The organism is Megasphaera stantonii (assembly GCF_025567065.1).
Lineage (GTDB): Bacteria > Bacillota > Negativicutes > Veillonellales > Megasphaeraceae > Megasphaera > Megasphaera stantonii.
This window is the reverse complement of sequence record NZ_JAOQKD010000001.1, coordinates 196,300-210,118: the sequence shown is the minus strand read 5'-3', so window position 1 is coordinate 210,118 and position 13,819 is coordinate 196,300. Positions and strand designations below refer to the sequence as shown.

Sequence of the window (13,819 nt, the reverse complement as noted above, 5' to 3'; positions counted from 1 at the left end):
ATCACATCCTTTACGACATTGCGTATGTAAATACTTTTTATCCAATCAATTCGCTGACGGCAGCTTTACCAGCCTTCAGGGCTTCAGCCAATTTTTCCGGAGCCTTGCCGCCGGCCTGAGCCATATCAGGACGACCGCCGCCGTTGCCGCCGGCTGCCTGAGCCGCCGCCTTAATGATCTTGCCGGCATGGAGGCCCTTCTTCGTATCGGCTTTAGCGACCTTGCACACGAAGTTGACCTTGCCGTCATGAACTGCTCCGAGAAGGACGACGCCGCTGCCGACTTTGTCCATGATCGTATCGGCCAGCTCGCGCAGGCTGTCCATAGAATCGGCCTGGGCTTCCGCCGCTACGACGGATACGCCGTTGACGTCTTCCTTAGCGGCCAGCATATCGTCCATATCGGACATAGCCGCTTCCTTCTTGAGCTGCTGCAGTTCTTTTTCCGCCGCTTTCAGCTGCGCCAAAACCTGGGTTACTTTATCGGGAACCGCGTCGACCTTGGCTTTCAGCATGTCGGCGACGAGGCGCAGTTCCGCCGCGTCATGCTGCGCTTTCTGCAACGCAGCCGCGCCGGTAACGGCTTCGATACGCCGTACGCCCGTGCCCGTGCCGGATTCCGACAAGATGCGGAAGGTGCCGATGACGGCCGTCGACGGCACATGGGATCCGCCGCACAATTCGCAGCTGAAATCGTCGACCGATACGACGCGGACGACGTCGCCGTATTTTTCGCCGAAGAGGGCCATAGCGCCCTTTTCCTTGGCCTTGGTAATGGGCATTTCTTCTATATCGACGCGTACGTTCGCCAAAATTTCTTCGTTGACCAAGGCTTCCACTTCGGCCAGTTCGTCTGCCGTAACGGGCGAGAAATGAGTGAAGTCGAAGCGCAGGCGGTCCGGCGTAACGAGGGAGCCGGCCTGGTTGACATGGTTGCCCAGTACCTTGCGCAGCGCGGCCTGCAGGAGATGGGTCGCCGTATGGTTGCGGGCCATAGCCAGGTTGCGGTCCTTATCTACCTTGACGTCGACCATATCGCCGAGGCACAGGGCCCCTTCCTGAACGGTCGCCACGAGGTATACCAGGCCGTTCGGCAAGGCTCTGGCGTCCGTTACGACGGCCTTGCCTTCTTTTCCTTCCAGCATGCCCGTATCGCCGAGCTGGCCGCCTCCTTCGGGATGGAAGGGATTGTTATCGATGATGACCGTCACTTCTTCGCCGTCGCAGGCTCTCGCCACTTCTACGCCTTCCTTGCCCAGCATGACGACAGTCGCTTCAATGGCCGTCGGGTCGTTGACCAGCTTGCTCTGATCCAGTCTCGTCGTATCGGGCGTAGCCACTTTCGCCGACACGTCTTCGCGGGCGGCGCGGGCCCGTTCCTGCTGTTCCTTCATGGCGGCGTCGAAGCCGGCATGGTCGATGGTAATGCCGTTTTCACTGGCAATTTCTTCAGTCAGCTCGACAGGGAATCCGTACGTGTCGTACAGCTTGAATACGTCCTTGCCGTCCAGTTCCTTCGCCGGGCCGGCAGCGGCCATGAGCTGGTCGAGGAGTTCCGTCCCCTGGGCCAGCGTAGCGCTGAACTGCGTTTCTTCCGTATCGATAACTTTTTTGATTAATTCTTCATGTTCTTTCAGTTCGGGGTATTCTTCGCCGAGGATGCCGATCACCGTGTCGACGAGGCCGCTGAGGAACAATTCTTTAATTCCCAGCAGGCGGCCGAAGCGGACGGCGCGGCGCAAGATACGGCGCAGGACGTAGCCGCGGCCTTCGTTGGACGGCAGGATGCCGTCGCTGATCATGACCGTAATCGCCCGGATGTGGTCGGCAATAACCTTCATGGCCACTTTCTGATGAGGGTCGTTGTAATCGCCGTGGCAGAGGGCGATGACGTCTTCAATAATCGGGAAAATCAAATCCGTTTCAAAGTTCGATTCCTTCTGCTGGATAACCGAAGCCAACCGTTCCAGGCCGGCACCTGTATCAATGTTTTTCTTAGCCAGCGGCACGTATTCGCCGTCCTTGGTGCGGTCAAACTGGGTAAATACGAGGTTCCAGATTTCCAGATAGCGGTCGCAGTCGCAGCCTACGGTGCAGGTCGGCTGGCCGCAGCCCCGTTCCGGTCCCAGGTCGTAGAAAATTTCGCTGTCCGGTCCGCAGGGGCCTTCGCCGATTTCCCAGAAGTTGTCTTCAAATTTGAAGATGCGTTCGTCCGACAGGCCGATCATGTTATGCCAGTAATCGTAGGCTTCGTCGTCGTTTGGATAAATTGTAACGTACAGCTTGTCCTTGTCCAGCTCGAGGACTTCCGTCAGGAATTCCCACGCCCAGGCGATGGCTTCTTTTTTGAAGTAGTTGCCGAAGGAGAAGTTCCCCAGCATTTCAAAAAACGTATGGTGACGGGCCGTGCGGCCGACGTTGTCGATGTCGCCGGTGCGGATGCACTTCTGGCTCGTCGTGACCCGGTAGGACGGCGGTACGAGCTTGCCCGTAAAATACGGCTTCAGCGGAGCCATGCCGGCGCCGATGAGCAGCAGGCTCGGGTCATCCTGGGGAATCAGGGGAAAACTATGCAGAATCAAATGCTCCTTGCTTTTGAAAAATTCCAAATAGGCTTTGCGGATTTCATTACCCGTCATGTATTTCATCAACAACACTCTCCTGTATTCTTCATATGGAAAAATTATACGCTTATTTGCCCTCGTTGGGCAACCTTTTCCCTTATATTTTTCACTTATTTTTACAAATTTTTCATTATAAGGAATGGCTAGCAGAAGCCGCTCCTGGGACGCCGCCGGAGGAAGGGCCTCTTGCTAGCCATCGTATTCTATTTATCTGACCCGTTTGGCGCCGATATAGCGTTCGGACCAGTAGCCGCTTTTCAGGCTGTCTACGCGGATACCGCCGCTGCTCGTCGCGCTGATGAAGTTGCCGTCGCCGACGTAAATACCCGTGTGGGACACGCCCGGCTCATATGTCGTAAAGAAAACCAAATCGCCCGGTATGAGCTCGTTTTTCCGCACGCGGAACCCCATGCGGTACTGCTCGTCAGCCATGCGCGGCAATTCGATGCCGTTGTGGGAAAAGACGTATTTCGTAAAGCCGGAGCAATCGAAGCCCTTAGGCGTATTGCCGCCGAACACATAGGGCACGCCGATGTACTGGTACGCCGAATCGACGAGCTGATGGCCGATGTGGTCGGAGCCCTTGAGGCTTTTCAGCTTCGTATACTTCAGCTTGGACGTCTTGTCGGCCTTTTTAGCCTTGGCCTTTTTGACAGGTTTCTTCTTGCTCTTTGCCGGCTTCTGCACGGCTTTGGAGCCGCTGTCCTTCGGCATAAGAGTCCGTTTGCCCGTCAGAAGATAGTACGTCCAGCCGCCGACCTTGCCGCTGACCTGTATTTTCTGATCCTTCTGGAATTTAGATACGGCTTTGGCCATATCCTTGGAAAATACGCCGTCGGCTTCGACGTCGTAGCCCCGCTTGATCAGCTGCTTCTGAAGAAGCAGCACTTCGCCGCCCTTATCGCCTACGGCGTAATAATCGGCGGCTCCGACAGGAAGAGCCATGGCAGCCAGCACGGCGGCCAACATCCATATCCGTTTTATTTCGTTTCGCATACAAGCTCCTTTCCGTCTCCGAAACGGCCCGGCCGTTCCGTACCCCGTGAGGATTCGACTACTATCGGTTGCGTTCCTCCAGTTCGCCGCGTCCGCCCAGCTCAGCCCGCAGCCAATAGAGGGGACGCTGCTTTACTTCTTCAAAAATACGGCCTATATATTCGCCTACGATGCCGATGAACATGAGCTGAAGGGCTCCTAAGATGCAGATGACGACGATGACTGTCGTCCATCCCGGCGCAGCCGAGCCGACGGCGCTGGAATACAGGGCGTGCAGTATGATAAGGACGCTCAAAAAGGCGCTGACCAAGCCGGCGTAAAAGGATATGCGCAGCGGTATCTTCGAATAGGCCATGATGCCGTCTAAGGCAAAGTGCAGCATTTTCCGCACGGAAAATTTTGATTTTCCGGCAAACCGCGGCGGCGCTACAAAGTCGACGGTCTTCTGCTTGTAGCCGATATCACCGATCATTCCCCGGATAAACCGGTCGTGCTCCCGAAACAACTTAAACGTCGCCAGCACGCGCTTGTCGATGAGGCGGAAATCGGAGCCGCCCGGCGCGATGTGCACCGGAGACAAGGCGTTCAGCAGGCGGTAATACCACTTGGACGTTTGCCGCTTGAGAAAGCCTACGCCCTTCGTGTCCTTGCGTATCGTCTGCACGACGTCGTAGCCTTCCCGCCAATACTGAACCAGCTGGGGAATCATTTCCGGCGGGTGCTGCAGGTCGCCGTCCATCGTGACGATAGCATCGCCTCTGGCGTGGTCCATGCCGCAGGTAATGGCCAGCTGATGACCAAAATTACGGGCCAGCAAAAGCGCACGCACGTGCTCGTCCTGCTGGGTCAGCCGGCTGAGCAGCAGCGGCGTCGCATCCCTGGATCCGTCGTCGACAAATATAATTTCATATTCCATGTCCAGATTCTGAACTGCCTTTGTCGCTTCTGTATAAAACTTCTCAATGTTTAATTGTTCATTGTATACAGGAACGACAATGGACAGGAGCTTCCGGGCTTTCCCCTCAAAAAGGCTCATCGTTAACTATACCATCCCTACCAACGTACTGCCAAAACTTACAAAGTATAGAACCGGTAATCTGCCGTTTACGAATTACCGGTTGCGATATGCTGCATACGTTTTTTAATTTTTCATCTGATGAACAGCTGCTTTATCTAATTTATTATAGCAAAAACGCCCCCGTTTTTCCAGTAAATTACTGTAAAACTCGATATAACAGGCGGCTTTGCTGCCGCTTCGGCCTTATAAAAAACATCCGGCGCCGCAATAGGACGCCGGATGTACGCAATGCCTGCGGCATCACGGAAGGCTGCTCGCTTCGTCCAGGCTCATGAGGATGCGTTCTAACAACGCCGCGCTGCCTTCCTTCTTCAAGGAAGAGTGGACAACGGCGTCATGGCCCGTCGGAAAGATCTGGTTGAGCATTATCATATTTTTTCTTTTTTCACTGGCCTTCAGCTTATCGGCCTTCGTCCCGACAATTTGCAGGGGAACGCCATGTTCCGACAGCCATTGATAGGCCTGCCGGTCGATATCCAGTCCGGGATGGCGCAGGTCGACGAGCAGGCACAGCATGACCAGGTGAGGCGACTGGGTGACGTATTCGCCGATAAAGTCGCTCCACATCTGCCGCTTTTGGCCGCCAGTCCGGGCAAAGCCGTATCCCGGCAAGTCGACGAGGAAAAAGGGCGTGCGGCGAATCGCTTCGCCGTCTTTTTCCCGCAGCTCGACGCTGAAGTAGTTGATGGTCTGCGTTTTTCCCGGTTCGCCGCTGACCCGGGCCAGGCCGCGGTAGTTGCACAGAGAGTTGATGAGGCTCGACTTCCCTACGTTGGAACGGCCTAAAAAGGCGATTTCCGGCAAACCGCTGTCGGGATACTGATCCTTGCGGACAGCCGACGCCGTATATTTCGGATTGATTATTTGCAAGCTCTTTGCCATTATGAGTTCACCAATGCCTGTTCTAATACTTCATCCATATGATGTACAAATACAAAGGTCACGTCGTCCTTTACCGACTGAGGCACGTCGTCCATATCGCGCTTATTCTCTTCCGGCAGCAAAATCTTTTTGATGCCGGCCCGATGAGCCGCAATGACCTTCTCCTTGATTCCCCCGACGGGAAGAACCGTGCCCCGCAAGGTGATTTCGCCGGTCATGGCCACGTCGTGCCGCACAGCCTTGCCCGTCAGGGCCGAGGCCAGGGCTGTAGCCATCGTAATGCCCGCTGACGGCCCGTCCTTTGGAATCGCTCCTTCAGGCAGATGGATGTGCAAATCCAAATGAGAATAGAAATCTTCCGGCAGCCCCAGCTCGCCGGCGCGGCGGCGGATGTAGGTCATACCGGCTTCAGCCGATTCCTTCATGACGTCGCCAAGCTGTCCCGTCAGCAGCAGGCTGCCCTTGCCCTTGACGGCGACGGCTTCCGTTTCCAGTACTTCGCCGCCGACCTGCGTCCAGGCCAGCCCTGTGACGATGCCGACTTCGTCGGCCTTGTTGACCTTCGTCGGCAGATATTTAACCGGGCCGAGAATCGTCTGGAGATTTTTCATCGATACGGTAAGCGGCGTTTCTTCTTCCAGCAAAATCGACTTGCCTACCTTGCGGCATACGGCGCCGATGGTCTTTTCCAGAGTGCGGACGCCCGATTCGCGCGTATACCCCTGGATAATCGTCTTCAAGACGGCCTCGGAGAAGCGGGCCTGGCTGGCCTTGAGGCCGTTTTCCTTGAGCTGCTTCGGCACGAGGTACTGTTTGGCGATCTGTACCTTTTCTTCTTCCGTATAGCTCGTAAATTCGATAATTTCCATGCGGTCCAGGAGCGGCCGGGGAATATCGCTGACGACGTTGGCCGTCGTAATCCAGAAGACCTTGGACAAATCGAAGGGAATATCGAGGTAATGGTCGGCGAAGGAATTGTTCTGTTCCGGGTCCAATACTTCGAGAAGGGCTGCCGACGGGTCGCCGCGCATGTCCGACGTCATCTTGTCGATTTCGTCAAGGAGGAATACGGGGTTCTTGACGCCGGCTTGCTTGAGGCCCGAAATGATGCGGCCGGGCATCGCGCCGATATAGGTGCGGCGGTGGCCTCGGATTTCCGCTTCATCCCGCACGCCGCCTAAGGAAATGCGGACGTACTTGCGGTTCATGGCCCGGGCAATCGAACGGGCGATGCTCGTCTTGCCGGTGCCCGGAGGGCCGACAAAGCAGAGAATCGGCCCTTTCAAACTGTGCGTCAGCTGGCGGACAGCCAAATATTCGATGATGCGGTCCTTGACCTGCTTCAAGCCGTAGTGGTCTTCATCCAAAACACTCTGAGCTTCTTTCAAATCGAGGCGGTCTTTCGTTTCTTTTTTCCAGGGAAGTTCCAACGCCAAGTCCAGATAGGTGCGGATAATCGCCGACTCCGCCATCATAGGCGGCATAGAATCGAGGCGGTCCACTTCTTTGAGAAGGGGCTCTTCGATCTTTTTCGGCAGCTTCATCTTATGAATCTTTTCCCGCAGCTCCTGCGTTTCCGTATCCTTATCGACCTTGTCGCCTAATTCGCGGTGAATGGCCTTGATCTTTTCCCGCAGGTAGTATTCCTTCTGCTGCTGGTCCATCTTGCTCCGCACTTCCATGTTGAGAGACGATTCCAGATTGGCAATTTCTACTTCCGTGTCGAGGAGGATCATGACGCGGCGCAGACGGGCCTTGACTTCGGCCATTTCCAAGATCTGCTGGCGCACGACGAGGCGCAGCGGCAGCTGGGACACGATAAAGTCGGCCACGGCGCCGGGTTCTTCAATAGCCTTGGCCTTTTCCCGGATTTCTTCACCGTTGCGGACGTTTTCCAGCCAGTCGGAAAACTGCTTCAATACGACGCGGCGCAGCGCTTCTTCTTCTATAGAATCGTCTTCAATTTCGTCGACCTTGACAGCGGCTACTTCCAGATAATTCTTCTTTTCAGAAAAGCCCTGGAGCTGCACGCGGTCAATCCCGTCGACAAGGATGCGCACCAGCCCGCCAGGAAGGCGGAGAAGTTGCTGAATCCTGACCAGGGTACCGCACTGGTACACGTCGTCAAAGCCCGGGTCGTCTACTTCTTCATCTACTTGAGCCGAAACGACGAGCAGCCGGTCATGTTCCATGGCATAATCGACGGCAGCCAGGGATTTTTCCCGGCCAATGTCGATGTGGCTGAGCAGTTTCGGATATACGACAATGCCCCGCAAGGGAACGAAGGGCATCGCTAAAATCGAATTTTCATCCATGATGTATCACCTTCTTTAGTCTAAAAATAAAACTCATTTCCGACTGAGAGAAATGAGTTTTATTTCCATATTATATCATTTTACCTGTTTTAATACAAGGTCAGGCTCTGTTCCTTTTGTGACGCAGTCTTCCGTTACGACGCATTTTTCCACGTCGTGACGGCTCGGCACGTCGAACATGACGTCCAGCATGATCCGTTCGATGATGGAACGAAGGCCGCGGGCGCCGGTGTTGCGGCGCAGGGCTTCCTTGGCGATAGCCTGCAGGGCTTCAGGAGTAAATTCCAGCTCTACGTCGTCCATATCCAGCATCTTCTGATACTGCTTCACCAAGGCGTTCTTCGGTTCCGTCAAAATGTGAACCATCGCCTCTTCGTCGAGAGGGTTCAGTGTGACCAGTACGGGAAGACGGCCGATCAATTCGGGAATGAGGCCGAACTTCTGCAAGTCCGTCGGGATGATTTCCTTCAGGAGCGATTCCATGGAATGCTCTTCCTTCGAATGGATATCGGCGCCAAAACCCATATTTTTATCCGTCGTCCGGTTCAAAATGGTCTTGTCGATGCCGTCGAAAGCGCCGCCGCAGATGAACAGGATATTGGTCGTGTCAATCTGCAGCATTTCCTGATGGGGATGCTTGCGCCCGCCCTGAGGCGGCACGCCGGCTACGGTCCCTTCGAGGATTTTCAGCAGCGCCTGCTGCACGCCTTCGCCCGATACGTCGCGCGTAATGGACGGATTTTCCGATTTGCGGGCAATCTTGTCGATTTCGTCGATGTAGATGATACCCCGTTCGGCCTTGGCGATGTCGTAGTCCGCCGCCTGAATCAGCTTGAGCAGGCAGTTTTCCACGTCTTCGCCGACATATCCTGCTTCGGTCAGGCTCGTCGCGTCGGCAATGGCAAAGGGCACGTCCAGCAGCCGGGCCAGGGTCTGGGCCAGCAGCGTCTTGCCGCAGCCCGTCGGCCCTACCATGATGATATTGGATTTTTGTAATTCTACGTCTTCTACTACACTGTTTGTCTGCAGTCGTTTGTAATGATTATATACGGCGACAGCCAACGTCTTTTTAGCCGCTTCCTGACCGATGACGTATTCGTCCAGCGTCTCCTTGATTTGGCGCGGCGTCGGCAGATCTTTCAGTTGGAAGTCAGAAGATACTTCTTGCTTTTCTTCTTCCAAGATGTGCTGGGCAACGGCGATGCATTCGTCGCAGATATACACGCCGGGACCGGCGATCAGCTTCTGCACCTCGTTTTGCGAGCGGCCGCAGAAACTGCATCTCGGTTCGTTATTTCTATCGTTCACAGCGTCTTCCTCCTGTATGGCCCGTTATTTCGCTTCTTCGTGAGGGCGGACGAGAATTTCGTCGACGAGGCCGTAGGCTTTGGCGTCTTCGGCCGTCATGAAATTATCCCGTTCCGTATCCTTCTGAATAACGTCTATGGGCTGTCCCGTGTGCTTGGACAACAGGCCGTTCAATTCCTTGCGCATGCGCAGGATTTCGCGGGCGTGGATTTCGATTTCTGTAGCCTGTCCCTGAACGCCGCCTAAGGGCTGATGAATCATGACCTGCGAATGGGGCAGGGCAAAGCGCTTGCCCTTCGCGCCGGCAGACAGCAGGACCGACGCCATGCTCGCCGCCGAGCCGACGCAGATAGTCGACACGTCGGGCTTGATGTACTGCATCGTATCATAAATAGCCATGCCGGCCGTGACTACGCCGCCGGGGCTGTTGATGTACAAGTGGATATCCTTATCCGGGTTATCGGCTTCCAGGAATAACAGCTGGGCGATAATGATGTTAGCCGTCGTATCGTCAATGGGACCGCCTAAAAATACAATGCGGTCTTTGAGCAAACGGGAATAAATATCGTAGCTCCGTTCGCCCTGCGCCGTCTGTTCGACGACAATGGGGACATACATACTCATAAAAACACCTCCGGAAATTACGCTTCCGGTTTGTCTTCAGCCGTTACCTGTTCTACGGCAGGTTCTTCAGCTTTTGCTTCTTCGTTTGTATCGACAGCATTCTTCAAGATGAAGCTTGCGGCCTTTTTGCGGCCGACAGACTGGACAAGCATCGGAACGCGATGTTCTTTCATAATAATTTTGTAAACTTCTTTCGGATCGGCGCCGAAGTTCTGAGCCATCGTGATGATTTCGGCCTGGAGATCGATATCCTTTACTTCGATGTTTTCAGCTTTGGCGATAGCTTCCAATACGAGGTCCATCTTGACGTTTTCTTTGGCCGGTTCGGCATACTGTTCTTTCAGTTTGTCCATATCCTGGCCCATGTATTTGAGGTAATCGTCAAGGTTCATGCGCTGCGTTTCCAATTTCATGGACAGTTCTTCGATCATCTGGTCAATCTTGTCGTCGATCATGACCTGGGGAATGTCTACTTCTGCAGCGTTGACGGCAGTCTTTAATACTTCGGAATTGAATTTTTCCAAAGCCTGGAAGGAAGCTCTCGATTCGAGGCGTTTGCGGATGTCGGCCTTCAATTCGTCGACCGTATCGAATTTGCCCGCTTCTTTTGCAAATTCGTCGTTAATAGCCGGCAGCTCGCTGCGTTTTACGTCGTTGACTTTAACGGCGAAAACGGCTTCCTTGCCAGCCAGGGATTTTTCAAAGTAATCTTCGGGGAACGTGACGGTTACGTCTTTTTCGTCGCCTGCCTTGCAGCCGATGAGCTGGTCTTCAAAGCCGGGGATGAAGCTGCCCGAGCCGATCTGCAGCGGATAGGCCTTGCCTTCGCCGCCTTCAAAGGCTACGCCGTCGACGGTGCCCTTGAAATCGATAACGGCAAAGTCGTCTTTTGCGATTTCCGTTCCTTCCGGAGCTACGACGAGCTTGGAGTGCTGCTTCTGCAGGTTAGCCAATTCTTTCGCTACGTCTTCGTCGCTTACGGCAACGACGTCTTTAGCGACTTTGATGCCCTTGTATTCGCCGAGCTTGACTTCCGGCTTTTTCGTAATCGTAGCTTCGAATACGACGTCCTTGCCCTTTTCGTCGCAGATGACGTTGATTTCAGGGTCCGTTACGGGAACGATGTCTTTTTCTTTCAATGCGTCGCTGTACGCTTTATTGGCAATGGCTTCGAAGATTTCCTGTTTCACAGCGTCTTTGCCCAAGAAGCTTTCCAGCACCATGCGCGGTGCTTTGCCTCTGCGGAAACCGGGGATATTCACGCGGTTTGCCAAGTTTTTGCAAGCTGCTGCAGCCGCTTTCGAAGCGTCTTTTGCAGGCACTTCAATGTGCAGGGTTACTTTGTGCTGGTCTACTTCGTTAACTGTTACGTTCATTCTAACTATGTCCTCCTCATGGGCCCAAAAGCCCTAATTTATCTCTAAATTACCATATTACGCTCTACATCATACCACAAGTTTACTTTTTTTACAATATAAAAGTAGGAGACAGGCTGGGCGGGCCTTTGACTTTCAAAGTTCTGCCTCCCTGCCGTCTCCTACTGTCCGCTATGCCGCCGTGCGTCTTACCGCAGTTCGCAGCCGAGCGTTTCTTTCAATTCTGCAATGATCGCGTCGATAGGACCCTGAATATCGCTGTCCGTCAATGTCCCCGTTTCCGAACGGAATACGAGGGAATATGCCAGGCTCTTGAATCCCTTCGGTACCTGTTTGCCCGTGTACATATCAAAGAGGTGCACCGCTTCGAGGTACGGGCCGCCGTCCTTCTGAATGACGCCGATGATGTCGGCGTTGGACGTGCCGATCGGAGCCAGGAAGGCCAAATCGCGGCTCGACGCCGGGAACTTGGCGACCTTGTGGTAATCCGGAATCAGGTTGATGAGCGGCAGGATATCAGTCAAATTCATTTCAAAGACGTATACCGGTCCGGCTACGTCGTAGTTGTCGATGACCTTCGGATGAAGCTCGCCGAACTGGCAAAGCACCTTGCCGTCCTTGACGAATTTCGCCGCCTTGCCCGGATGGAGGGGCGCGAAATCAGATACTTCCAAGTCGGCCTGAATACCCAGGCTGGAAAGAATCGTTTCCACGATGCCCTTTATGTCGTAGAAATCGTACTGTTCCGCTTTGTTCGGCCATTCGCCGGTCTGACGCTTGCCGTACAGGAGGCCTGCAGCGTACATTTCCTGTACGGGCAGCTCCGTAATGGGCAGCGATTTCGGCTTATAGACCGGAGCGATTTCATAAATGCCGACCGATTCGTTCTTTACGGCCTGATTGCGTACGAGGACGTCCATGAGGGACGGCAGCAAGGTCGTGCGCATCCACGGGAATTCTTCCGTAATCGGGTTGAGAATCGGAACGGCTTTGTATACGTCGTCCCCTTCGGGGAAGAGCATTTTTTTCAGCGAGTCGGGATGAACGAAGCTGAAGGTAACCGTTTCGTTCAAGCCGCAGCCGTTGAGGACGGCCGAGACTTTTTCGCTTACCTGATGGTGATAGCCTTCTTCCCCTTTGCTGATGTTGGACCAGGGGCGCGTCGAAGGAATGTTTTCATAACCGAAAATGCGGGCGACTTCTTCGGCGATATCCGGCATTTCCGTGCAGTCGCGGCGATAAGACGGAACGACAGCCGTCAGCGTTTCGCCGTCTTTTTCGATAACGAACTGGAGCGTTTCCAAGATGTGAATCATCTGTTCCTCCGGAATCTCCGTGCCGAGGAAGGCGTTGACCTGGGCAGCCGTAAAGGAAATGCGGACTGTCTGCTGCGGCCGGGGATACACATCGACGACGCCCTGGGCTACGTCGCAGGCGCCCATCTGCTGCAGGAGCTGGGCACAGCGGTCGAGGGATGCAATGCAGCCTTCGGCGTCGAGGCCCCGTTCAAAACGGGCCGACGCTTCAGAGCGCAGGCCGAGGGACCGGCCGGTGTGACGGATACTCGACCCTTTGAAGGAAGCGCATTCGAGGATAACCGTCTTCGTATCGGCTGTGACTTCCGAGTCATAGCCGCCCATGATGCCGGCGATGCAGCACGGCTTCGCCGGGTCGGCAATGACCAGCATGTTGCCGCTGAGCTTGCGGTCGATGCCGTCAAGGGTCTTCATATCTTCGCCTTCCTTGGCCCGCCGTGCGATGAGATGATGGTCGACGACGTGGTCGTAGTCATATGCATGCAGGGGTATGCCCAGCTCGATCATGACGTAATTCGTCACGTCGACGACGTTGTTAATCGGACGAACGCCGGACTTGCGCAGGCGCTGCTGCATCCATAAGGGCGATTTGCCGACCTTGACGTTGACCAGCAGACGAGCGGCATAGCGGCTGCACAGTTCTTCGTCTTCGATGGAAACCTTGACCTTTCCGCTGATGGATTCTTCGCATTCGTCGACGACGATATCCGGATATTTGGCTTCCTGATTGCTCAGTACGGCAAATTCACGGCTCAGGCCGACCATGGAGAAGCAATCGGCGCGGTTCGGCGTCAATTCGTATTCGTATACGACGTCCTGCAGGGCCAGATATTCTACAGCGTCGACGCCTACGGGCGTGTCGTCCGGCAAAATCCAGATGCCGTTCCGTTCTTCCGGCAGGAGCACGCTGTCGTCAAATCCCAGTTCGTGAGCCGAGCAGAGCATACCGTTCGATTCTACGCCGCGCAGCTTGGAGCGCTTGATCTTGACGCCGCCGGGAAGATGAGAGCCGTGGACGGCGACGGGAACAACCTGGCCTTCCCGCACGTTGGGAGCGCCTGTGACGATTTGCAGCGTTTCACTGCCTACGTCGATTTGGCAGACGACTAATTTATCGGCGTCGGGGTGCTTATCAATTTTCAAAATCTTGCCGGTGACGACCTTTTTGATTTCCGTCCCCCAGTGTTCTACCTGTTCGACAGGAATCCCCGAAATGGTGAGCGTATCGGCAAAGGCCTGAGGGTCCTGCGTCATATCTACATGTACATAATCCTGCATCCATAACAAAGAGCTTTTCATCG

Annotated in this window: 9 protein-coding genes; all 9 read right to left on the bottom strand. The window is 54.7% G+C overall.

The window, feature by feature from the left end:
- Window positions 1-37 precede the first annotated feature (37 nt).
- The 9 genes from alaS to pheT all read right to left on the bottom strand — a co-directional run bounded on the left by alaS (window position 38) and on the right by pheT (window position 13,817).
- Entirely contained in the window at window positions 38-2,638 is a 2,601-nt protein-coding gene (gene alaS / locus OCV58_RS00930) for an alanine--tRNA ligase (RefSeq protein WP_267312749.1), read from the bottom strand.
- A 192-nt stretch (window positions 2,639-2,830) separates the two neighbouring features.
- A complete protein-coding gene (locus OCV58_RS00925; protein ID WP_154876611.1) occupies window positions 2,831-3,619 on the bottom strand; it encodes a C40 family peptidase in 789 nt (262 codons plus the stop codon).
- A gap of 61 nt (window positions 3,620-3,680) precedes the next feature.
- Window positions 3,681-4,655 carry a glycosyltransferase family 2 protein gene (locus OCV58_RS00920; RefSeq protein WP_267312734.1) on the bottom strand — a complete coding sequence of 325 codons (975 nt, stop codon included), beginning with the start codon at window positions 4,653-4,655 and terminating at the stop codon, window positions 3,681-3,683.
- A gap of 282 nt (window positions 4,656-4,937) precedes the next feature.
- Window positions 4,938-5,579 carry a ribosome biogenesis GTP-binding protein YihA/YsxC gene (yihA, locus tag OCV58_RS00915; protein WP_095629354.1) on the bottom strand — a complete coding sequence of 214 codons (642 nt, stop codon included), beginning with the start codon at window positions 5,577-5,579 and terminating at the stop codon, window positions 4,938-4,940.
- On the bottom strand, window positions 5,579-7,894 hold the full coding sequence (lon, locus tag OCV58_RS00910) for an endopeptidase La (RefSeq protein ID WP_087477167.1): 2,316 nt from the start codon (window positions 7,892-7,894) through the stop codon (window positions 5,579-5,581). The genes yihA and lon overlap by 1 nt, the downstream gene beginning before the upstream one ends.
- A 75-nt stretch (window positions 7,895-7,969) precedes the next feature.
- Entirely contained in the window at window positions 7,970-9,202 is a 1,233-nt protein-coding gene (gene clpX / locus OCV58_RS00905; RefSeq protein ID WP_087477168.1) for an ATP-dependent Clp protease ATP-binding subunit ClpX, read from the bottom strand.
- Window positions 9,203-9,226: 24 nt separating this feature from the next.
- Window positions 9,227-9,820, bottom strand: a complete 594-nt coding sequence (gene clpP, locus OCV58_RS00900) for an ATP-dependent Clp endopeptidase proteolytic subunit ClpP (RefSeq protein ID WP_394802387.1) — start codon at window positions 9,818-9,820, stop codon at window positions 9,227-9,229.
- A 23-nt stretch (window positions 9,821-9,843) separates the two neighbouring features.
- Window positions 9,844-11,202, bottom strand: coding sequence for a trigger factor (tig, locus tag OCV58_RS00895; RefSeq protein WP_107195668.1), 1,359 nt, complete (start codon window positions 11,200-11,202; stop codon window positions 9,844-9,846).
- A 188-nt stretch (window positions 11,203-11,390) separates the two neighbouring features.
- Window positions 11,391-13,817 carry a phenylalanine--tRNA ligase subunit beta gene (pheT, locus tag OCV58_RS00890; protein WP_154876610.1) on the bottom strand — a complete coding sequence of 809 codons (2,427 nt, stop codon included), beginning with the start codon at window positions 13,815-13,817 and terminating at the stop codon, window positions 11,391-11,393.
- Window positions 13,818-13,819: the final 2 nt, after the last annotated feature.

Excerpts from the sequence above, each read along its gene's own strand:
- alaS (WP_267312749.1), bottom strand. The coding sequence starts at position 2,638 with ATGACGGGTAATGAAATCCGCAAAGCCTATTTGGAATTTTTCAAAAGC.
- OCV58_RS00925 (WP_154876611.1), bottom strand. The coding sequence starts at position 3,619 with ATGCGAAACGAAATAAAACGGATATGGATGTTGGCCGCCGTGCTGGCT.
- OCV58_RS00920 (WP_267312734.1), bottom strand. The coding sequence starts at position 4,655 with ATGAGCCTTTTTGAGGGGAAAGCCCGGAAGCTCCTGTCCATTGTCGTT.
- yihA (WP_095629354.1), bottom strand. The coding sequence starts at position 5,579 with ATGGCAAAGAGCTTGCAAATAATCAATCCGAAATATACGGCGTCGGCT.
- lon (WP_087477167.1), bottom strand. The coding sequence starts at position 7,894 with ATGGATGAAAATTCGATTTTAGCGATGCCCTTCGTTCCCTTGCGGGGC.
- clpP (WP_394802387.1), bottom strand. The coding sequence starts at position 9,820 with ATGTATGTCCCCATTGTCGTCGAACAGACGGCGCAGGGCGAACGGAGC.
- tig (WP_107195668.1), bottom strand. The coding sequence starts at position 11,202 with ATGAACGTAACAGTTAACGAAGTAGACCAGCACAAAGTAACCCTGCAC.
- pheT (WP_154876610.1), bottom strand. The coding sequence starts at position 13,817 with ATGAAAAGCTCTTTGTTATGGATGCAGGATTATGTACATGTAGATATG.